This window comes from Streptomyces sp. NBC_01216 (assembly GCF_035994945.1).
GTDB lineage: Bacteria > Actinomycetota > Actinomycetes > Streptomycetales > Streptomycetaceae > Streptomyces.
In genome coordinates this window covers 1,177,728-1,197,857 of the sequence record NZ_CP108677.1, presented here as the reverse complement: position 1 = coordinate 1,197,857, position 20,130 = coordinate 1,177,728, and the positions used below count along the sequence as shown (strand labels likewise).

The window sequence follows — 20,130 nt, the reverse complement described above, 5'->3', positions numbered from 1 at the left end:
GCGGCGCGTCACCGGTCACGACGCGGTCGCCGTCGTGACCGGCTCCCCGGCACCGCACCTGGCAGAATCGAGCCGATGAGTACCTACCGCGACCGCACCCTCCCGCGCGCGCTGCGAGCCGGTGGCGCCCCCGGCGCCGCCCGCGCCACCGTGCTGCGGACCGTCGGCACGCGCGAGCGCCGCTCCCACCTCACGGCCCCCCGGGTGCCCACCGTGGGCATCGACATCGGCGGTACGAAGGTCATGGCCGGGGTGGTCGACGCCGACGGCACCATCCTGGAGAAGGTCCGCGCCGAGACGCCCGACAAGTCCAAGAGCCCCCAGGTGGTCGAGGACACCATCGTCGAACTGGTCCTGGACCTCTCCGACCGGCACGACGTCCACGCCGTCGGCATCGGCGCGGCCGGCTGGGTCGACGCCGAGCGGGCCACCGTGCTCTTCGCCCCGCACCTCGCCTGGCGCAACGAGCCGCTCCGCGACTCCCTCCAGGCACGCCTCGCCGTCCCCGTCATGGTCGACAACGACGCCAACACCGCGGCCTGGGCCGAGTGGCGCTTCGGCGCGGGCCGCGGTGAGGAGCACCTCGTCATGATCACGCTCGGCACCGGCATCGGCGGCGCGATCCTCGAGGACGGCCAGGTCAAGCGCGGCAAGTACGGCGTGGCCGGCGAGTTCGGCCACATGCAGGTCGTCCCCGGCGGGCACCGCTGTCCCTGCGGCAACCGCGGCTGCTGGGAGCAGTACAGCTCCGGCAACGCCCTGGTCCGCGAGGCCCGTGAACTGGCCGCGGCCGACTCCCCGGTCGCCTACGGCATCATCGAGCGGGTCAAAGGCCATGTTCCCGAGATCACCGGCCCACTCATCACCGAGCTGGCCCGCGAGGGCGACGCCATGTGTGTCGAACTGCTCCAGGACATCGGCCAGTGGCTCGGCGTCGGCATCGCCAATCTCGCCGCCGCCCTCGATCCCTCCTGCTTCGTCATCGGCGGGGGTGTCAGCGCCGCCGACGACCTGCTGATCGGCCCGGCACGGGATTCCTTCCGCCGTCACCTCACCGGTCGCGGCTACCGTCCGGAGGCCCGGATCGCCAAGGCCCAGCTGGGCCCCGAGGCCGGCATGGTCGGCGCCGCCGACCTGGCCCGGCTCGTCGCCCGCCGCTTCCGCCGCGCCAACCGGCGCCGCCTCGAGCGCTACGAACGGTACGAACGGTACGCCCAGGCCCTGCGCGGCGGCGCCGAGGGCCGCACCCCCCGCACCCCCCAGGACCCGAACTCATGACCGTGCCCTCAGAGACCGCCACCCTCGACCCGTGCGGCAAGCTCCCCGAGAACCGGCCCCACATGATCCGCCGCCGGTTCCTGACGGCGCTCACCATCGTGCTGCTCGTCGGCATCCCGGCCGGCTATCTGGTGATCTCCGCCGGCCAGAGCCGCGACAGCGGCCGGGACAAGGAACGCGAGTCCTCGGCGGGCGGGCTCCAGGACAACTGGCCTTCCCAGATGAAGCGCCGCATCTTCGAGGTGCCGATTCCCGGCCGCGCCACGGACGTCGCCTACTACGAGACCAGCAACTGGAAGACGAGCCGGCTCTACGTCCAGTTCACCACCAGCGCCGACCGGCTCGACGCCTTCCTGGAGGACGTGGGCACCAGCCGCTCCCGGCTGGAACCGGGCAGCGTCACCGTCAGCGACCGGGACGCGGGCATCGTCGGCTGGCGCTTCCCGTCGGACCGGGACTGGTCGGCTCTCTCCCTCGGCCGGGACAAGCCCCGCCCTGGCCACGACATCACCGTCGACCTCACCGACCCGGCCGCACCCCGGGTGTACGTCGTCTCCACCACGACCCCCTGACGGGGCTCCGGACCGCACGGCGGACTCGCGGCCCCGGACACGTACACCGACGCGCGCGGAGCCGTCGGCCACCGCCGCCTTCCCGCCGCGGCCGCCCGTGCTCCCGGCTCCCGGCGCGGGAGAGTCCCGCGATTCCCCGGTGACCGGGTCACCGGACCCGCGGGACGCTTATGCTGTCCCGCGAGTACCCATGGGCCCAGGTGTGACCCGCGAGGCACCGACAACGGGACGTCGAGGGCCGGGCGGTCGTGCCGTGAGGTGTGTCCGGAGCGGTCCCGAGGTCCGGGCCGCCCTCCGGCAGGGGTATCCCGGGCAGGGGTCCGGGGGTTCGTCGGGAGGTTTGCTGTGATGGTCATCGGGCGTGTGGTGCGGTTCGACAGTGTCAAGGGCTATGGGTTCATCGCTCCCGAGCACGGCGGCGAGGACGTCTTCCTGCATGTGAACGACCTCCGTGTCCCCGAGAGCTCCATCAGGCAGGGCCTGAGGGTCGAGTTCGAGATCGAGCAGGGAGACCGGGGCCTGAAGGCGTCATCGGTCCGTCTCGCCGGCGGCATCCCCGGCGGCAGGCCGACGGGAGGTGCGGCGACCGGCTTCCCCGGGCGCTCCGAGTCCCCGAGCGGGCAGGCCGTGGACGGCGACGGCGAGGACGTGTTGTGCGACGTGCTCGACTCCGCGGAGTACCTGCGGGACGTCACCGAGGTCCTGCTGGAATCCGCGCCTTCGCTGACCGCCGAGCACATCCTCCAGGTGCGCCTGGGGATGCTGCGGTTCGCCAAGAACCACGGATGGGTCGAGGGCTGAGAGCCTGTCGGGTGGCCTTCGGCCGACAGGCTCTGAGCCGGAGGAACACCCGGCCCGGGACGAGGGGCCGGCGCACGGGCCCCAGGGCGGAGGTGCGGGACCGCCACGGTTCGGCGTCGGCGTGGCGGGCCGAGGCGGGGCCGCGTTCCGGAACGCACGCCCGACCCGCCGATGTGGAATCTCGTGGGGGATGAGAGGGTCGGAAGGATGAGCGAGACACCACCGAACACCCTGCAATGCCGTGTCGAAGGTCAGGACGACGCCCCCGTGCTCGTCCTGGGTCCCTCGCTGGGCACCACCTGGCACATGTGGGACCGGCAGGTTCCCGAACTGGCCCGCCAGTGGCGGGTCGTCCGCTTCGACCTGCCGGGGCACGGAGGCGCGCCCGCCCACCCCTTCGGTTCCGTCGCCGAACTCGGTGACCGGGTGCTCGCTACCCTCGACGAGCTCGGTGTGGGGCGTTTCGGCTACGCCGGCTCCTCGATCGGCGGCGCGGTCGGCCTCGACCTCGCGCTGCGGGCACCGCACCGGCTCGCCTCGCTGGCGCTGGTCGCCACCTCGCCTCGTTTCGGCACCCCCGACGAGTACCACCGGCGCGGGGTGATCGTCCGGGCCAACGGGTTGGAGCCGATGGCCCGCAGCGCCCCCGAGTGGTGGTTCACTCCGGGCTTCGCCGCCGCCCAACCCGCGATCGTCGAATGGGCCGTGCAGATGGTCCGAACGACCGACCCCGGCTGCTACGTCGCCGCCTGCGAGGCGCTCGCCGTCTTCGACGTCCGTGAGGCGCTCGGCCGCGTCGGCGTCCCCGCGCTCGTGGTCGTCGGTGAGGAGGACCAGGTAACGGGCCCCGCAGAGGCGCGCACCCTGGTCGCGGGGATACCCGACGCCCGGCTCGCCGTCGTCCCCGGCGCCTCGCACCTCACGCCGGTGGAACAGCCCGCCGCCGTCACGGAGCTGCTCGTCGGCCACTTCGCGGGAGCCGCGCACGACCCCCAGAGCGTCCCGCAGGCGCCGGCGATGCCGCCCGTCTCCGCGCCGGTCGTCTCCGCGCCGCCGGCGGGCGCCCCGGACCCGACCACGCCCGGTACGGAGGGCGGTGGGGAGCGCCCCGACGCGTACGAGCGGGGCCTGGCCCTGCGCCGCGAGATCCTGGGCGACGCCCATGCGGACCGGGCGCCGGCCGACGGTCTCGACCGGGACTTCCAGTCGCTGGTCACCCGCTACGCCTTCGGCGAGGTGTGGAGCAGGGAGACGCTGGACCGCCGCACCCGCAGCGCCGTCACGCTCGGCGTCCTGATCGCGGGCGGACACCACGACGCGCTGGCCGAGCACACCCGGGCCGCCCTGCGTAGCGGACTCACCCCGGACGAACTCGGGGAGATCGTCCTCCAGACCGCCGTCTACTGCGGGCTGCCCGCCGCCGACAGCGCGCTGAGCGTCGTGCGCCGGGTGATCCGGGAGGACACCACGCCCCAGGCGTAGGCTGGCCGGGGGCCGGGCACGGCCCCGGGGTCCGTCCGCGCCGTCGTGAGGTCGAGTGCCGTGAAGCTGACGAAGAAGTCGCACGCCTGCGTCCGTCTGGAGAAGGACGGGCGCACGCTCGTCATCGACCCGGGCGGCTTCAGCGAGGAGGACGCCGCCCTCGGTGCCGACGTCCTGCTCGTGACCCACGAGCACCCGGACCACTACGACGAGGCCAGGCTCAGGGCCTGCCTGGACGCCGACCCGGCGGCGGAGCTCTGGACGCTCCGGAGCGTCGCCGGACGGCTCGCGGCCGCCTACCCCGGCCGGGTCCACACGGTGGGGCACGGCGACACCTTCAGCGCGGCCGGCTTCGACGTCCAGGTGTACGGCGAACTGCACGCGGTCATCCACCCGGACATCCCCCGGATCACGAACGTCGGCTACCTGGTCGACGGTTCCGTCTTCCACCCCGGGGACGCCCTGACCGTCCCCGGGGAGCCGGTGGACACGCTGCTGCTCCCGGTGATGGCACCCTGGAGCAAGATCTCCGAGGTCATCGACTACGTCCGCGAGCTCGGACCGCGCCGGGCCATCGATGTGCACGACGCCCTGCTCACCGACCTCGCCCGGCCGATCTACGACCGGCAGATCGGAGATCTCGGCGGCACGGACCACAGCCGACTGGCCCCCGGCGCCTCCACCGACCTGTGACGGGCGTACCGGCGACTGTCGTACCCCGCCGATAGGCTCTCCCCATGCGTATCGCCACCTGGAACGTCAACTCCATCACCGCCCGGCTGCCCCGCCTCCTGGCCTGGCTGGAAGGCAGCGGCACCGACGTGCTGTGCATCCAGGAGACCAAGTGCACCGCCGAGCAGTTCCCCACCGACGAACTGCGCGAGCTGGGGTACGAGTCGGCGGTCAACGCCACCGGACGGTGGAACGGCGTCGCCCTGCTCTCCAAGGTCGGTCTGAGCGACGTCGTCACCGGTCTGCCGGGCGGCCCGGCGTACGAGGACGTGCGGGAGCCCCGGGCGATCTCCGCGACCTGCGGCCCGGTCCGGGTCTGGTCGGTGTACGTGCCCAACGGACGCGAGGTCGCCCACGAGCACTACGCGTACAAGCTGCGGTGGCTGGAGGCGCTCACGTCGGCCGTCGCCGAGGACGCGGCGGGGGAGCGGCCCTTCGCGGTCCTCGGGGACTACAACATCGCCCCGGCCGACGAGGACGTGTGGGACATCGGCGTCTTCGAGGGCTCCACCCACGTCACCGAGCCCGAGCGGGCCGCGCTCGCCGGGCTGCGCGAGGCCGGACTCGCGGACGTGGTCCCGCGCCCCCTCAAGTACGACCACCCCTTCACCTACTGGGACTACCGCCAGCTCTGCTTCCCGAAGAACCGGGGCATGCGCATCGACCTCGTGTACGGCAACAAGCCGTTCGCCGACGCGGTCCGTGACAGCTACGTCGACCGCGAGGAGCGCAAGGGCAAGGGCGCGTCCGACCACGCTCCGGTCGTCGTCGACCTGGAGGTCTGAGGCTCTCAGAGCCTGTCGGGTGGCCTTCGGCCGACAGGCTCTCAGCCGCACCGGCGAGGGCGAGGCGGGTCGGCGAGGGGTTCCCGGGCGGCAGCGCGCGCCCCGGGTGATCTCCGCGCGCCTGGTGGTGCGGTGACCGGGGGAGGTGCGACGCTGGTCCGATGAACATCCCATTCCTGGACAACTGGCGCAAGAGGCGCGAGGTCGAACCGTCCGCGGCTCCGCTGGCCTCGGCCTTCGACCGGGACCCCGAGGGGGTGGCGGATCTGCTCGCCGAGTGCGAGCTGCTGCGTGCCGTCGTCCAGGACTCCGGGGTCGAGCTCGACGACACCCCGCGTTCCCTGGAGCGGATCGACCAACTGCCGCCCCGGTGGCGGGACGCGCCCGAGGAGCTTCCCTGGCTGGGTAACGACGCGGGTCTCTATCTGGGCACGGTCATCGTTCGGACGGTTCCCGGAGCGACCTGGCAGGTCTGGCCGGGGGGCCAGCCGGTGGTCCGGCTGGCGTCGGGTCGCGAGATCAACGTGGTCGAGGCCGGGCTCGACTGGGCCGTGAGTGGCTCGCCTGAGCTCTCGCAGGTCTACGCCGAGGCCGCCGAGTTCTGAACGCCCGGCCGTACGCCCGGCCACCCCCTTGCAGTAAATACGGCTTATGCCCTTTTTATGCGTGTCAGTCGCGAAGTCCCTTCCCGTGGTGAATAGTTTGCGCTGACCGCGACATCGCCGAGAAGGGGGCAGGGCAGCGCATGGCCGTCGCCGTTCCGTTGACCGAACCGCGTGACGTCGGCGGGCGCTTCGGCGCCCGGCGCGTTCCGCAGGGCTCCGATCACCTCGCCGGCCGCGGCGGGGCGGCGGGGCTCTCAGGCCCCCGGGTGCCCGTCTCCCGACGGTGTCCGGCCTGCCGTCGCCGCCCCGGCGCGGGCCGCCCGGCGCCGCCCGGCCCCCGGCACCGGGCACTCCGCGGCACTCACCCGCGACCGGCCGTCAGCCCGTCGCGCTGAGCGGTCGCCGCGCCCGGATTCCTCGCCTCCGGGGCCGATTTCCGGAGAGCGGGCCCCACCGATCGGGTCGCCTCTCGACTACGATCTGCCCTTCATCCCCGTCGCGTCGGCGAGCTCTCGCCGGAGCGTGCCGGGATGCGCGTGCGGCTCTCCCGGTTCGCCCCCGGGTGGCCAGGAGGGAGTGGCGCAGTACCAGGGCACGGGCCGGCGATGTCGCTCCGGCCGCACCAGACGCTGCTCCCCCCCGCTCGGCGGCCGGCCGACGCGGAGCAGCCCGCAAGGAGCCATACCCGTCCGGCGGCAGCCGGTGATCACTCCACTCGCAGCGGGACCGACAGGTACGACGGGTCGCCCGCGGGGGAGGAGAAGGTCAGCTGTGCGCCGGTCGGGTTGTGCTCGATGTAGAGAGGGTCGACGGTGTCGACGACCACGGCGAGACGGTGGCCGGCCGGAACGTCGTAGGCCGTGGAGAACAGCTCCAGGTCGACCGTGAACGGCTTCCTGGGCGTCTTCCCGTGGAAGGTGTACGGGGCATTGCTGACCAACTTGCCGAGGCCGAGCGGGCCCACGTCGTAGAGGTAGGCGACGAGGGTGCCGCTCTCCTTGGTGGGGGTGACCGTGGTGTGGAGCTTCGCCGTGCCGCGCACCTTCCGGGGCTTGGCGGAGCGCTCCGACTGCCAGACTCCGGCGAAGGCGCGCGGGAGCAGGGGGATGGCGGCGGTCGGCGGGGCCTGGGCGAACTGGTCCAGGACGTTGGAGAGGAAGACGACGCCGCCGTTGGCGCCCGAGTCGATTCCGGTCCAGATCCGCTTGGTGCCTCCGAGGGCGATCTTCCGCTCGTCGGCGTGCACGGACTTCCAGTCGGGGTAGCCCTCGTACCCACCGTCGGAGCGGGGCTTCAGCTGGACGGGCTGCTCGCGGTCGACGCCGTTGTCGGCGCCCTTGAGGTAGTGGTCGAACCAGCGGTGGGCGCTGGTCCAGGTGTCGTTCGGCAGGCCGAGCAGACCGGTTGCCTCGGCGGTGGCGTGGTCGCCCGGGCGGAACTCCAGGCGCTTGGGGCCCCGCAGTTTCTCGTAGAAGGACGCGTACTGGTTGGGCGGGAAGATGGTGTCGCCCCAGGCGTTGCCCAGCATGACCGCGGTGCCGTTGGCGTTGATCCTGTCCACCTGTTCGCCGGCCGACCGCGCGCGGCCCCAGGCGATCATCTCGTCCTCCTTGCTCAGGTCGGAGGAGAGGAAGTCGCCCAGGATCTCGCGGAGTTCGGGGCCGGGGCGCCCGGTGAGGTAGCCGGCGCCGCCGAGTACCGCGGCGGCCTGGAGGTGCTGGGTGCGTCCGCTGTAGATGGACTCGATGAGGTCGGCCCAGCCGCTCAGTGCCGCGACGGCCTTGATCCGGCTGTCGTGAGCGGCGGCGAGCAGGCTGATGCCCGCGCCGTAGGAGACACCCGCCATGCCGACCTTGTCGGGGTCGGCGGGAGTGTGTGCGAGTGCCCAGTCGATGACGAGGGAGGCGTCGGCGATGTCCTTGGGGCCGGCCGTCTCGATCACGCCGCCGGACTGCCAGAAGCCGCGCGAGTTGTAACTCACCACGACATAACCGGAGTCGGCGAGTTTCCGGGCCTGGGCGAGGTACTCGACCTGGGGCAGGGCCCAGCTGGTGGGAAGCACGATCACGGGATGGCGGGCCGACCCGCCGGAGCCGGCGGGGGTGACGACGTTGGCCTTGAGGACGGTACCGCCGTCGCCCGCGATGTCGACGAAGCGGATGGTCGTGCCGGTGGCGGCCGAACCGGACGCGTGGGCGACGGGGGCGAGTCCGAGGGTCGTTCCGGCCACGAGGGCGGCCGAGACGGCGAAGACCGGAGCTGTGCGCACGGGCACTCCTCACTGGGGGGTCACTGATGGGGGGCAGTGAAAGTGACCCGACGGTAACCTCGTCGCCTTACCTTCGGTAACTGGTCGGTAAGTTACGTGCGGGTAACGATTGGGTGCACCCATGGACGCGCCTGCCCCGTGCCCGCCCCGGGCCGCTCTCCCCTCTCGGCGCCGCCTCCGCCCCCGGACCGGGCTGCCTGTCGCGGCCTCACGGCGCCTCGCGCCCGTCCGCGCGGTGCCCGGGGCCGCCCGGTGACCAGAGCCCGCCGTATACGGTCCGGCCGCCGGCACCCGCGCCCGCGAGGTGACGCGCCGCGTCCGACGCCGCCCGCCGGCCTGCCGGGCAGGATGAACGGCCTGTAGGCTCACGTGATCATGGAGGCGCGCGCGCAGCACAGGATGATCGCAGTCCCGCCGGGTCGCGTGACGCTGACGGACCGGCGGACGCGGCGGAGCTGGCCGGTCGAGGTCGCCGCGTACGAGATCGCGGAGGTCCCGGTCACCCGGCGGTCGTACGCCGAGGTCACGGGCCTCCGGCCGGGGGAGGGCGCCGGAGACCGCCGGCCCGTGGAGAGCGTCTCCTGGTGGGACGCCGTCCGGTTCTGCAACGCTCTGTCCGCGCGGGACGGCCTCACACCCGCCTACCGCGTCCACGGTGACGGCGAGTCCCTCCTGTGGGAGGCATCCGCCGACGGCTACCGCCTGCCCACCGAAGCCGAATGGGAGTACGCCTGCCGGGCCGGCACCGACGGTCCGCACTACGGTCCGCTCGACGACATCGCCTGGTACCGCGACAACTCCGGCGAGCGCCTCCATGACGTCGGCGGCAAGCTGCCCAACGCCTGGGGGCTGTACGACATGCTCGGCAACGTCTGGAACTGGTGCTGGGACGTCTACGACGCCGAGGTCTACGGCGACTACCGGGTGCTGCGCGGGGGCGGCTGGTTCGACGAGCACTGGAGCTGCCGCGCCTCCGCACGCCGCCGCAGCCATCCGAGCTACCGGGTCGACGACGTCGGCTTCCGCCTCGCGCGGTCACCGGCCGCCTGACGCGCCGGGACCGCCGCGCCGTCCCCCACGGCACGGCCGCCGCCAGCGCGGTGGCGTCAGCTCGCCGCCGGCTCTGGTTCGGGCGCGGGTGCGGGTGCGGTGCGCGCGGCGCGCGTGACATCGGCGACCAGCTCCACCACATCGGGCCCGTACGCCTCGGAGTTGACCACCTTCAGGAGCAGGACGAAGGGCCCCCCGCCGTACTTGCGCGCCAGCTTCTCGTAATGCCGGGACAGATAGCGGGTGGCGGCCTGATGGGTGATCGGGTGCTGTCCGCAGAACAGGAACACCGGCCGCCCGCCCTCGCCGCCCGGCAGCCGGGCGAGGACGACGTACTCCGTCATGCCCTTCTCCGGCGGGTAGGACTCCGAGCCGATCACGAGGGACCCGCGGTCGCGACGCTTCGGGTCGGTCCCCGCGTCCATGGCCACTCCGGGCAGCAGCGAGCGCAGATGCGCCGCCATCCGCTGGTTCGAGGAGGGCCCGCCGAGGCAGAACTCCGTCCGGTCGCCGAAGCCCTGTCGCGCGAGATCGTGCCGGACGACCTCGGCCTGCGCCCCGCAGTCCTTGACGAGAGCGGCGAGTTCGAGCAGCGCGGACACGTCGAAGCGGTGCACGGCCCCGTCGTCGCCCGCTCCCTGGTGCACCACGAGCAGGCAGGCCGTACCTCCCGGCAGACCGAAGAAGGACTGCTTGCGGCGGAGCCGGCGGCGCCAGAGGTAGGCGCGGGTGAGCCAGCCCAGGGTGGCGCCGACCCCCGCGGCCACGACGCCCAGCACCAGATTCCGCAGGTCTTCGCTCATGGCCCGGCATGGTAGCGGGGTACGGCCGGATGTTCGAGGCGGTCCTGACGGCGGGGACGGTGGGAAGTTACTCTGCGCGGACGGCTGTTGACTGGAGGTAGGGATGAGTCGATCCGCCACACGGACCGTGCCGATTCTGGCCGTCGCCGCCGTGCTCTCGGTGGGGGCCGCCGCGCCGCCGACGGTGACCCGGCCGCCCGTCAAGCAGCCCGTCGCCGCCGGGTACGGCGGAGCCGTCGCCAGCGTCGACGCCGACGCCTCGGCGGCCGGCATCGAGGTGCTCCGCAAGGGAGGCAACGCCGTGGACGCGGCCGTCGCGACGGCCGCCGCCCTCGGTGTCACGGAGCCCTACTCCGCGGGCATCGGCGGAGGCGGTTACTTCGTCTACTACGACGCCCGGAGCCGCACCGTCCACACGATCGACGGCCGCGAGACCGCCCCGCTCTCGGCGGACGAGCACCTCTTCGTCGAGGACGGACGTCCGATCCCCTTCGCGGAAGGCATGACCAGCGGCCGGGGCGTCGGCGTGCCGGGTACCCCCGCCACCTGGGAGACCGCCCTGGACGCCTGGGGCAGCAAGCCGCTGCCCCGGCTCCTCGAACCCGCGAGCCGCCTGGCCCGCGAGGGCTTCAGGGTCGACGCCACCTTCCGCGCCCAGACGGCGTCGAACGAGGCCCGCTTCCGGGACTTCCCGGCCTCCGCGGACCTCTTCCTACCGGGCGGGCGACTGCCCGCCGTGGGATCGGTGTTCACCAACCCCGACCTGGCCCGTACCTACGATGAACTCGGCCGGAAGGGCATCGGGGCGCTCTACCGCGGGCCGCTGGCCAGGGACGTCGTCAACACCGTCCGCACGCCCCCGGTCCGGGACGGCGCGACCCGGATCGTCCGCTCCGGCGACCTGACCGCCCGCGACCTCGCGGCCTACCGGACGGAGCGGCGTCGGCCCACCAAGGTCTCCTACCGGGGCCTCGACGTGTACGGCATCGCCCCCTCCTCCTCCTCGGGCGGCACCAGCGTCGGCGAGGCGCTCAACATCCTGGAGGGCACGGACCTGTCCGCCGCGTCGCCCGCCGGCTACCTCCACCGGTACGTCGAGGCCAGCCGCATCGCCTTCGCCGACCGGGGCCGCTGGGTCGGCGACCCCGCCTTCGAGGACGTTCCCGTCAGGGCGCTGCTCTCACAGCGCTACGCCGACTCCCGCGCCTGCCTGATCCGCGACGACGCGGTCCTGAGCAGCCCGCTCGCGCCGGGTGACCCGCGCCGCCCCGCCCCGTGCGCGGTCGCCGGCCGGGCGGCGCCGACCACCTACGAGGGCGAGAACACGACGCACCTCACCGTGGCCGACAGGTGGGGCAACGTCGTCGCCTACACGCTGACGATCGAGTCCACCGGCGGCAGCGGGATCACCGTTCCGGGGCGGGGCTTCCTGCTCAACAACGAACTCACCGACTTCTCCTTCACGCCGGCCGACCCGTCCGTCCACGATCCCAACCTGCCGGGGCCCGGGAAGCGCCCGCGGTCCTCGATCTCCCCGACGATCGTCCTCGACCGGCACGACCGCCCGGTCCTGGCGCTGGGCTCCCCGGGCGGAGCGACGATCATCACCACCGTGCTCCAGACCCTGACCGGCGTCGTCGACCGCGGTCTGCCGCTCGGCGAGGCGATCGCGGCCCCCCGCGCCAGTCAGCGGAACCAGACCACGACGGAGCTCGAACCAGCGCTGTGGAACAGTCCGCTGCGTGGGGAACTCGAAGCCCTCGGGCACGGATTCCGGCAGAGCCCCGAGATCGGCGCGGCGACGGGCGTGCAACGGCTGCCGGACGGACGGTGGCTGGCCGCCGCGGAGCCCGTCCGCCGGGGTGGCGGCTCCGCGATGGTGGTGCGGCCCGCGCGCTAGCCGGCGCCGCGGCGGCCGGCGCGGCGTCAGGCAACGCCCGCTCTGTTGGCGCGGGCTTGACTGTCAAGACAGGCTGTATCGCATGGAGTTGATCGCGCGGGGTCGGGACGCCGATGTGTATGCCCTGGATGGGCGCAGGGTGCTGCGGCGATACCGGCACGGGGGTCCCGCCGGTCTGGAGTCGCGTCTGATGAAGCACCTGCGACCGGCGCCTACGCGCTGTCGTCGGCAGGGCAATACAGCCGACATGCCCCGGTGGCTCCGTCAGAGCGGCATCCCGGCGTCTTGGAATCGCACGCACCAGACCGCCTCCGCCTGTCGGCCGAAGACCACCCGACAGGCGCTCAGTCGAGTGTCTTGAGCATCTTGACCGAGGTCGTCTCGTAGCCGAGCGACTCGTACAGCCCGCGCGCACCCGTGTTGAACCCGAAGACACTGAGGCCAAGGGTGTGCGCGCCCTGCGTCCGGGCGTATTCCTCACCGAGGGCCATGGTCCTTCGTCCGAAGCCCCGGCCCCGCTTGTCGGTGTCGATCAGGATGTCCCAGATCCACCAGGCGCCGGCGTCGTCGCTCGTGTCCGGTCCGATCCAGAGGTAGCCGACGGCCGCCCCGGTGTCGTCGACCACGTCGAAGACCACGTGTCCCGGGGTCGGCGCGCCGGAGGGAAAGGAGAGGGCCATGCTCTCGTCCGCGTGTCGGTGGGCGGCCTCGGGTGCCTGCCCCGCGGAGACGAGATCACGGGCGTACTCGGCTCGACTGCGCTCAAGCCAGGCAGGAAAACGCAGGGCGTCCATGCGGCGGAGGGTTACAGGCATGGGAACAGCTTCCCACGCGCCGGCTTCGGGCGGCATCGCCCTCGCACCGCGGTCGCGACCGCCACCAGGGAGAGCGTCGCCCCTGATCCGGCACAGGCCGTCCGCCGCGTAGCGGCCGTCGCCTCCGCCGGCCGGGCCGTGCGGGCGTCGGGGCGTCCGGTCGTCGTAGTCTCGCCGCATGATGCCCGAGGAACTGCGGCGAGGCCGCTACGTCAGTCTGACCACCTTCCGCAAGAACGGCACCGGGGTGGCGACGCCCGTCTGGTACGCGGTGGAGGGCGAGGTGCTGTACGCCTGGACGCGCACCGACTCGTGGAAGGTCAAGCGGCTGCGCAACGATCCACGGGCCGTCGTGGCCGTCTGCGACGTGCGCGGCAACGTCGCCGAGGGCGCGCTGCGCGCCGAGGGCACGGCGCGTCTGCTGGAGGGGGACGAGCTGGGCCGGGTGCGCAGGCTTCTCGCGCGTAAGTACACCTGGCAGTTCTGGCTCGTGGACTGGCCGGCGATGGTCGTCCGGCGCGGCAAGCGCCCCCACACCGGTATCGAGATCACCGTGTGAACCGGTGTTCTCCTCCGTTCACCGCGAGACGGGCTCCGCTTGAAAACAGTCCGTAGTCGCGCCGTAACACGACTGGGGTCCAATATCCGCGGACCGGAAGGGCCCAGTCGAGTGCACGGGCGGTGCGGACGGTATGGCGGTGTATCAACTCCCTGCGGCGGTGGGCGCTTTCGCGCGCTTCCTGCGGGATCTGACGGCTCGTATGGAGCCGGGTGAAGGCTGGTACGGGGTCTTCCTGCAGCGTGACCCGGACGGGCTGCGGGCCTGCCTGGAGGGTACCGAGATACTGCCCTGGGACGTCGTCGAATCCCTGCTCCGGGATCTCGGCGAGGCGGGACCGGGGGCGCTGCGCGCCAGGGTCCTGTACGACGCGGCCGCGGCCGCCCACGATCGGCGGCCGGGCGGCGCGGAGGAACTGCGCAGGCGGCTGGCCGCGATGGAGCGGGAGCGGTGGGACGCGCAGCGCCGGGGCCACGAGCTCGCCGGACGGTTGCGCGAGACGCCCGCCGCCCCGGACGCGGCCAGGCTCGACAACGAACTGGCCTGGTGCCGCGACGACCACGCCCGCGCGACCGCGCGCGTCGCGGAACTGGCGGGCCGGCTGGCCGCCCTGACCCCGGCGGCGGCTGACGGCGGAGCCTCGCCCGCCGCCGGCGCGGAGACGACCCGAGGGGGCCCGGAGCGCCGGGAGGCGACGCGGCAGCCGACCGAACGGCACCCCGCGGAACGGCCGGAGGACGCGCGGTGGGAGGCTCCCCGGCGGCGGCCCCGCGGGGCCCGGTACGCCTGGCTCGACGAGGCGGAGGGCGCGCAGGAGGTCGTCGCCGTGCCCACACTGCCCCAGGCCGGGGTGGCACCCCGCGGCGCACGGTTCGGGGGCGCCGCGGAGCCCGCGGCCGCGCCCCGGCCGGCCACGCCGGACGAGGGTCCCGCCGAGGCCGCGCGGGCCGCCGTGAACGCTGTCTACGCGCTGCGGCGCCTGCGCGCCCAGGGGCGTAGCGGCGAGGCGCACGCACTGCTCTGCGAGGCGCTCGCCGGGCCGCCGAGCCGGCTCCCCGCCCTCGCGGCCGAGCTGCACCGCGCCGGCCTCGGACCCGACTGGGCCACCCTGCTGTGGGAGGCCGCCTCCCTGCCGCCGGAGCGTCTCGCCTCCGTCGCCGGGGCGCTCGCCGACGCGGGCCGCGAGCGGGACTGCGAGCAGCTGCTGCGCCAGGGTGTGGCCCGCCCGGTCGAGGAGCTGGCCGGGGCCTGCGCGGCCCTGCGCGCCGACGGCCACGACCGGGAGGCGCACGCCCTTCTCGTCGCGTTCGTCCGGGCGCGTTCCGCCGAGGAGGGCGCCACGCTGGCCGCCGCCGATCCACAGGGGATCGTCCCGCGGCTCCTCGCCGCCGCCCGCGCCGTCTCCGTGGCCCGTGAGCGGGACCTGGCGCACGCGTTGAGAGTCGCCGGGCTCGTCGCGTCCTGACGCAACCGGAAGGGATCCGGACGTGTCGGTGTGTGTCCGACGTGGACCACTCGGGTATGAAACATGATCGACTCCGGCGGTTCACGGCGGCGGTCTTGCTCCGCGATGTGACGGGGCTTACGTTCTACCTCCTACGCACCGTGTCTACGGGCGTAGAGGCTCTCTGACGCCGCGCCGAAGGAGCAGCTCATGACCGACGTCGTACGCGCCGCACTCGTCCAGGCGACCTGGACCGGCGACACCGAATCCATGATCGCCAAGCATGAGGAGCACGCCCGCGAGGCGGCCCGGCAGGGTGCCAAGGTCATCGGATTCCAGGAGGTCTTCAACGCCCCCTACTTCTGCCAGGTGCAGGAACCGGAACACTACCGCTGGGCCGAGCCCGTCCCGGACGGGCCGACCGTCCGCCGGATGAGCGAACTCGCCCGCGAGACCGGCATGGTCGTCGTCGTCCCCGTCTTCGAGATCGAGGACTCCGGCTTCTACTACAACACCGCCGCCGTCATCGACGCCGACGGCAGCTACCTCGGCAAGTACCGCAAGCACCACATCCCGCAGGTCAGGGGGTTCTGGGAGAAGTACTACTTCCGGCCCGGCAACGCCGGCTGGCCGGTCTTCGACACCGCCGTCGGCAAGATCGGCGTCTACATCTGCTACGACCGGCACTTCCCCGAAGGGTGGCGCCAACTCGGACTCAACGGAGCCCAGTTGGTCTACAACCCGTCCGCCACCTCACGCGGCCTGTCCAGCTATCTCTGGCAACTGGAACAGCCCGCCGCGGCCGTCGCCAACGAATACTTCGTCGCCGCCATCAACCGCGTGGGCCAGGAGGAGTACGGGGACAACGACTTCTACGGCACCAGCTACTTCGTCGACCCGCGCGGCCGGTTCGTCGGCGAGGTCGCCTCCGACAAGGCTGAGGAACTGGTCGTCCGTGACCTCGACTTCGGCCTCATCGAGGAGGTCCGGCAGCAGTGGGCGTTCTACCGGGACCGCCGGCCCGACGCGTACGACGGGCTGGTGCGCCCGTGAGCGGCCTCCATGACCGGCACCGCGCCGTCATCCCCGACTGGGTCGCCCTCTACTACCAGGACCCCCTGGAGATCACCCACGGCGAGGGACGGTACGTCTGGGACGCCGAGGGGCGCCGGTACCTCGACTTCTTCGGTGGCATCCTCACCACCATGACCGCGCACGCCCTGCCCGAGGTCACCAAGGCGATCAGCGAGCAGGCCGGGCGCATCGTCCACTCCTCCACCCTCTACCTCAACCGCCCCATGGTGGAGCTGGCCGAACGGATCGCGAGGCTCTCCGGCATCCCCGACGCCCGCGTCTTCTTCACCACCTCCGGCACCGAGGCCAACGACACGGCCCTGCTCCTCGCCACCGCCCATCGCCGCTCCCAGCAGATCCTGGCGATGCGCAACAGCTACCACGGCCGCTCCTTCTCCACGGTCTCCGTCACCGGCAACCGGGCCTGGTCACCCACGAGCCTCTCGCCGCTCCAGACCCTGTACGTACACGGCGGCGTCCGCACCCGCGGCCCCTACGCCCACCTGGACGACGCGGAGTTCATCGACGCGTGCGTCGCCGACTTGGAGGACCTCCTCGGCCACACCCGCGACGTCGCCGCCCTGATCGCCGAACCCATCCAGGGCGTCGGAGGCTTCACCTCCCCGCCCGACGGTCTCTACGCGGCCTTCCGCCGGGTCCTCGACCGGCACGGCATCCTCTGGATCTCCGACGAGGTGCAGACCGGCTGGGGCCGCACCGGCGAGCACTTCTGGGGATGGCAGGCACACGGCGCGGCCGGCCCGCCGGACATGCTCACCTTCGCCAAGGGCATCGGCAACGGCATGTCCGTCGGCGGTGTCGTCGCCCGCGCCGAGGTCATGAACTGCCTGGACGCCAACTCCATCTCGACGTTCGGTGGTTCGCCCGTCACCATGGCGGCGGGCCTCGCCAACCTCGGATATCTGCTCGAACACGACCTCCAGGGCAACGCCCGCCGCGTCGGAGGGCTGCTCCTCGAACGCCTCCGGGGCGCCGCGGCCGGAGTCGACGCCGTACGCGAGGTCCGCGGACGCGGCCTGATGATCGGGATCGAACTCACCCGGCCCGGCACCGACGAGGCCGACCCGGCGGCGGCCGGGGCCGTCCTGGAGGCCGCCCGGGGAGCCGGACTGCTGATCGGCAAGGGCGGCGGACACAACACCAGCTGTCTGCGTGTGGCCCCACCGCTCTCGCTCACCGTCGCCGAGGCCGAGGAGGGCGCCTCGATCCTCGAAGCGGCCCTCCGCGCCCTCTGAGAGCCTGTCGATCGAAGGCCACCCGACAGGCTCTGAGCGGAGGCCCCGCCGTCCGGGGCGGACCGGCACCCGGCGCCCCGGACCCGGCGCCCCGCACGGCGAGAAGCCGCCCTCCGCACCGGGCGCACGGCGGTCGACGGTGTGGGGGCGGGAGTGCGGCGGGCCGTCGGCCCCGCCATTCACTGGAAGCGGTGTGAAGGGATTTCTGGCACATGACTCGGACTCTGATTACCGGCGGGCTCGTGATCACGGCCGCGGACGAGGTGCACGCGGACGTGCTGATCGAGCACGGCCGGGTGGTCGCCCTGGCCGCGCCGGGTACCCAGCCGTGGACGGCCGATCGGGTGATCGACGCGTCGCGGAAGTACGTGATCCCGGGCGGGGTCGACGCGCACACCCATATGGAACTGCCGTTCGGCGGCACGTTCGCCTCGGACACCTTCGAGACGGGCACACGGGCGGCGGCATGGGGCGGGACGACCACGATCGTCGACTTCGCGGTGCAGTCGAAAGGCCAGGCGCTCCAGGCCGGCCTTGACGCCTGGCACCAGAAGGCCGACGGGAAATGCGCGATCGACTACGCGTTCCACATGATCATGTCGGACGTGAACGAGTCGACGCTCAAGGAGATGCCGAAGCTCATCGAGCACGGCGTGACCTCCTTCAAACTGTTCATGGCGTATCCGGGGGTCTTCTACTCGGACGACGGCCAGATCCTGCGGGCGATGCAGAAGGCCGGCGACACCGGCGGTCTGATCATGATGCACGCGGAGAACGGCATCGCGATCGACGTCCTGGTGGAGCAGGCTCTGGCCCGGGGAGAGACCGACCCCCGCTACCACGGGGAGGTCCGCAAGGCCGTCCTGGAAGCCGAGGCCACCCACCGCGCGATCCAGCTCTCACGGGTAGCCGGAGCGCCGCTCTACGTCGTCCACGTGTCGGCCGAGGAGGCCGTCGCGGAGCTGGCGGCGGCCCGGGACAAGGGGCTTCCCGTGTTCGGGGAGACCTGCCCCCAGTACCTCTTCCTCTCCACCGACAACCTGGCCGAGCCGGACTTCGAGGGCGCCAAGTACGTCTGCTCCACACCACTGCGCCCCGAGGAGCACCAGGCCGCCCTCTGGCGCGGGCTGCGCACGAACGACCTCCAGGTCGTCTCCACCGACCACTGCCCCTTCTGCTTCAAGGGGCAGAAGGAACTGGGCCGCGGCGACTTCTCCAAGATCCCGAACGGGCTGCCCGGCGTCGAGAACCGCATGGACCTGCTCCACCAGGCGGTCGTGGACGGTCACATCTCCCGGCGCCGCTGGATCGAGATCGCCTGCGCCTCCCCGGCACGGATGTTCGGCCTGTATCCGCAGAAGGGCACCATCGTCCCCGGTGCCGACGCCGACGTCGTGATCTACGACCCGCACGCCACCCAGACCCTCTCGGCCACCACCCACCACATGAACGTCGACTACTCGGCGTACGAGGGAAAGACGGTCACCGGGCAGGTCGAGACCGTCCTCTCCCGCGGCGAGGTCGTCATCGACCGGCGCACGTACGCCGGCCACGCCGGCCACGGCACGTTCGTACCGCGTTCCACCTGCCAGTACCTGGGCTGAAGCACCCAGGGCCTCATCGCACCGACTCGAACTTGGAGGTCCCGCGTGGACTTCGGACTCGTCCTGCAGACCGACCCGCCCGCCTCGCAGGTCGTCGGCCTGATGCGCCGGGCGGAGCGCAACGGCTTCCGCTACGGCTGGACCTTCGACTCCGCCGTGCTGTGGCAGGAGCCCTTCGTCATCTACAGCAGGATCCTGGAACACACCACCAGGCTGCACGTGGGCCCGATGGTCACCAACCCGGGAACCCGCACCTGGGAGGTGACGGCCTCCACCTTCGCCACCCTCAACGAGATGTACGGCAACCGGACCGTGTGCGGCATCGGCCGCGGCGACTCCGCCATGCGGGTCGCCGGCCGCAAACCGAACACCCTGGCCCGGCTGGGGGAGGCCATCGAGGTCATCCGCGACCTCGCGGAAGGACGGGAAGCCGTCGTGGACGGCAACCCGATCCGTCTGCCATGGGTCCGCGACGGGAGACTCCCCGTCTGGATGGCCGCCTACGGGCCGAAGGCCCTCGCCCTCGCCGGACAGAAGGCCGACGGCTTCATCCTCCAGCTCGCCGACCCCTTCCTCACCGAATGGATGGTCAAGGCCGTCCGCCAGGCCGCCACCGACGCCGGCCGCGACCCCGACGCGCTCACCATCTGCGTCGCCGCCCCCGCCTATGTCACCGTCGACGACTCGCCGGAGGCCCTCGCCCACGCCCGCGACCAGTGCCGGTGGTTCGGCGGCATGGTCGGCAACCACGTCGCCGACCTGGTCGCCCGCTACGGCGAGCACTCCGGCATGGTGCCCGACGCCCTGACCGCGTACATCAAGGACCGGCACGGCTACGACTACAGCCACCACGGCCGCGCCGGAAACCCCGACACCGCGTTCGTCCCCGACGAGATCGTCGACCGCTTCTGCCTCCTCGGACCCGCCCAGGCCCACATCGACAAGCTGCGCCACCTCGAGGACCTGGGCGTCGACCAGTTCGCCGTCTACGACATGCACGACGACCGCGAGGGCACGATCGACGCCTACGGCACCGACATCATCCCCGCCGTCGGTTCCTGAGACCGGGCCGCCGAACCCCGCTCGCCCCGCACGGCCTCG

18 protein-coding genes are annotated in these 20,130 nt (G+C 72.5%); 15 read left to right on the top strand and 3 right to left on the bottom strand.

Features of this window, described 5'->3' with window-relative positions:
• Window positions 1-75: 75 nt before the first annotated feature.
• From OG393_RS05115 to OG393_RS05085, 7 genes are all read left to right on the top strand, one after another.
• Window positions 76-1,278: an ROK family glucokinase gene (locus OG393_RS05115; protein WP_327373387.1), complete on the top strand. Its 1,203-nt coding sequence runs from the start codon at window positions 76-78 to the stop codon at window positions 1,276-1,278.
• Complete coding sequence (locus tag OG393_RS05110; RefSeq protein WP_327373386.1) at window positions 1,275-1,850, top strand: hypothetical protein; 576 nt, start codon at window positions 1,275-1,277, stop codon at window positions 1,848-1,850. The genes OG393_RS05115 and OG393_RS05110 overlap by 4 nt, the downstream gene beginning before the upstream one ends.
• 348 nt (window positions 1,851-2,198) lie before the next feature.
• Window positions 2,199-2,651, top strand: coding sequence for a cold-shock protein (locus OG393_RS05105; RefSeq protein ID WP_327373385.1), 453 nt, complete (start codon window positions 2,199-2,201; stop codon window positions 2,649-2,651).
• 207 nt (window positions 2,652-2,858) lie between these two features.
• A complete protein-coding gene (gene pcaDC, locus OG393_RS05100) occupies window positions 2,859-4,133 on the top strand; it encodes a bifunctional 3-oxoadipate enol-lactonase/4-carboxymuconolactone decarboxylase PcaDC (RefSeq protein WP_327373384.1) in 1,275 nt (424 codons plus the stop codon).
• Between the two features lie 60 nt (window positions 4,134-4,193).
• Complete coding sequence (locus OG393_RS05095; protein ID WP_327373383.1) at window positions 4,194-4,826, top strand: MBL fold metallo-hydrolase; 633 nt, start codon at window positions 4,194-4,196, stop codon at window positions 4,824-4,826.
• Window positions 4,827-4,870: 44 nt separating this feature from the next.
• On the top strand, window positions 4,871-5,650 hold the full coding sequence (locus tag OG393_RS05090) for an exodeoxyribonuclease III (protein ID WP_327373382.1): 780 nt from the start codon (window positions 4,871-4,873) through the stop codon (window positions 5,648-5,650).
• A gap of 161 nt (window positions 5,651-5,811) precedes the next feature.
• On the top strand, window positions 5,812-6,255 hold the full coding sequence (locus tag OG393_RS05085) for a DUF6278 family protein (RefSeq protein ID WP_327373381.1): 444 nt from the start codon (window positions 5,812-5,814) through the stop codon (window positions 6,253-6,255).
• Window positions 6,256-6,961: 706 nt separating this feature from the next.
• Here OG393_RS05085 and OG393_RS05080 read toward each other — a convergent pair.
• On the bottom strand, window positions 6,962-8,524 hold the full coding sequence (locus OG393_RS05080) for an alpha/beta fold hydrolase (protein WP_327373380.1): 1,563 nt from the start codon (window positions 8,522-8,524) through the stop codon (window positions 6,962-6,964).
• 375 nt (window positions 8,525-8,899) lie between these two features.
• On the opposite strand from OG393_RS05080, the gene OG393_RS05075 reads away from it, so the two are divergent.
• Window positions 8,900-9,574, top strand: a complete 675-nt coding sequence (locus OG393_RS05075; protein WP_327373379.1) for a formylglycine-generating enzyme family protein — start codon at window positions 8,900-8,902, stop codon at window positions 9,572-9,574.
• Between the two features lie 56 nt (window positions 9,575-9,630).
• On the opposite strand, the gene OG393_RS05070 is transcribed toward OG393_RS05075, so the two are convergent.
• Window positions 9,631-10,377 carry a hypothetical protein gene (locus OG393_RS05070; protein WP_327373378.1) on the bottom strand — a complete coding sequence of 249 codons (747 nt, stop codon included), beginning with the start codon at window positions 10,375-10,377 and terminating at the stop codon, window positions 9,631-9,633.
• A gap of 103 nt (window positions 10,378-10,480) precedes the next feature.
• Between OG393_RS05070 and ggt the strand changes: the two genes are divergently transcribed.
• A complete protein-coding gene (ggt, locus tag OG393_RS05065) occupies window positions 10,481-12,277 on the top strand; it encodes a gamma-glutamyltransferase (RefSeq protein WP_327373377.1) in 1,797 nt (598 codons plus the stop codon).
• Window positions 12,278-12,621: 344 nt separating this feature from the next.
• Here ggt and OG393_RS05060 read toward each other — a convergent pair whose 3' ends face one another.
• A complete protein-coding gene (locus OG393_RS05060) occupies window positions 12,622-13,092 on the bottom strand; it encodes a GNAT family N-acetyltransferase (RefSeq protein ID WP_327373375.1) in 471 nt (156 codons plus the stop codon).
• 178 nt (window positions 13,093-13,270) lie between these two features.
• Here OG393_RS05060 and OG393_RS05055 point away from each other — a divergent pair, with 178 nt between their 5' ends.
• The 6 genes from OG393_RS05055 (at window position 13,271) to OG393_RS05030 (ending at window position 20,091) form a co-directional block, all read left to right on the top strand.
• Window positions 13,271-13,651, top strand: coding sequence for a PPOX class F420-dependent oxidoreductase (locus tag OG393_RS05055; RefSeq protein WP_327373374.1), 381 nt, complete (start codon window positions 13,271-13,273; stop codon window positions 13,649-13,651).
• A gap of 160 nt (window positions 13,652-13,811) precedes the next feature.
• On the top strand, window positions 13,812-15,116 hold the full coding sequence (locus OG393_RS05050; protein WP_442817262.1) for a UL36 very large tegument protein: 1,305 nt from the start codon (window positions 13,812-13,814) through the stop codon (window positions 15,114-15,116).
• Between the two features lie 189 nt (window positions 15,117-15,305).
• Entirely contained in the window at window positions 15,306-16,148 is an 843-nt protein-coding gene (locus tag OG393_RS05045; RefSeq protein WP_327373372.1) for a nitrilase-related carbon-nitrogen hydrolase, read from the top strand.
• Window positions 16,145-17,425 (top strand): aspartate aminotransferase family protein, encoded by a 1,281-nt coding sequence (locus OG393_RS05040; protein ID WP_327373371.1) that lies wholly within the window; start codon window positions 16,145-16,147, stop codon window positions 17,423-17,425. Before OG393_RS05045 ends, OG393_RS05040 begins: the two co-directional genes overlap by 4 nt.
• Window positions 17,426-17,637: 212 nt before the next feature.
• Window positions 17,638-19,029 (top strand): dihydropyrimidinase, encoded by a 1,392-nt coding sequence (gene hydA / locus OG393_RS05035; protein WP_327373370.1) that lies wholly within the window; start codon window positions 17,638-17,640, stop codon window positions 19,027-19,029.
• Between the two features lie 45 nt (window positions 19,030-19,074).
• On the top strand, window positions 19,075-20,091 hold the full coding sequence (locus OG393_RS05030; RefSeq protein ID WP_327373369.1) for a TIGR03842 family LLM class F420-dependent oxidoreductase: 1,017 nt from the start codon (window positions 19,075-19,077) through the stop codon (window positions 20,089-20,091).
• The last annotated feature ends 39 nt before the right edge of the window (window positions 20,092-20,130 follow it).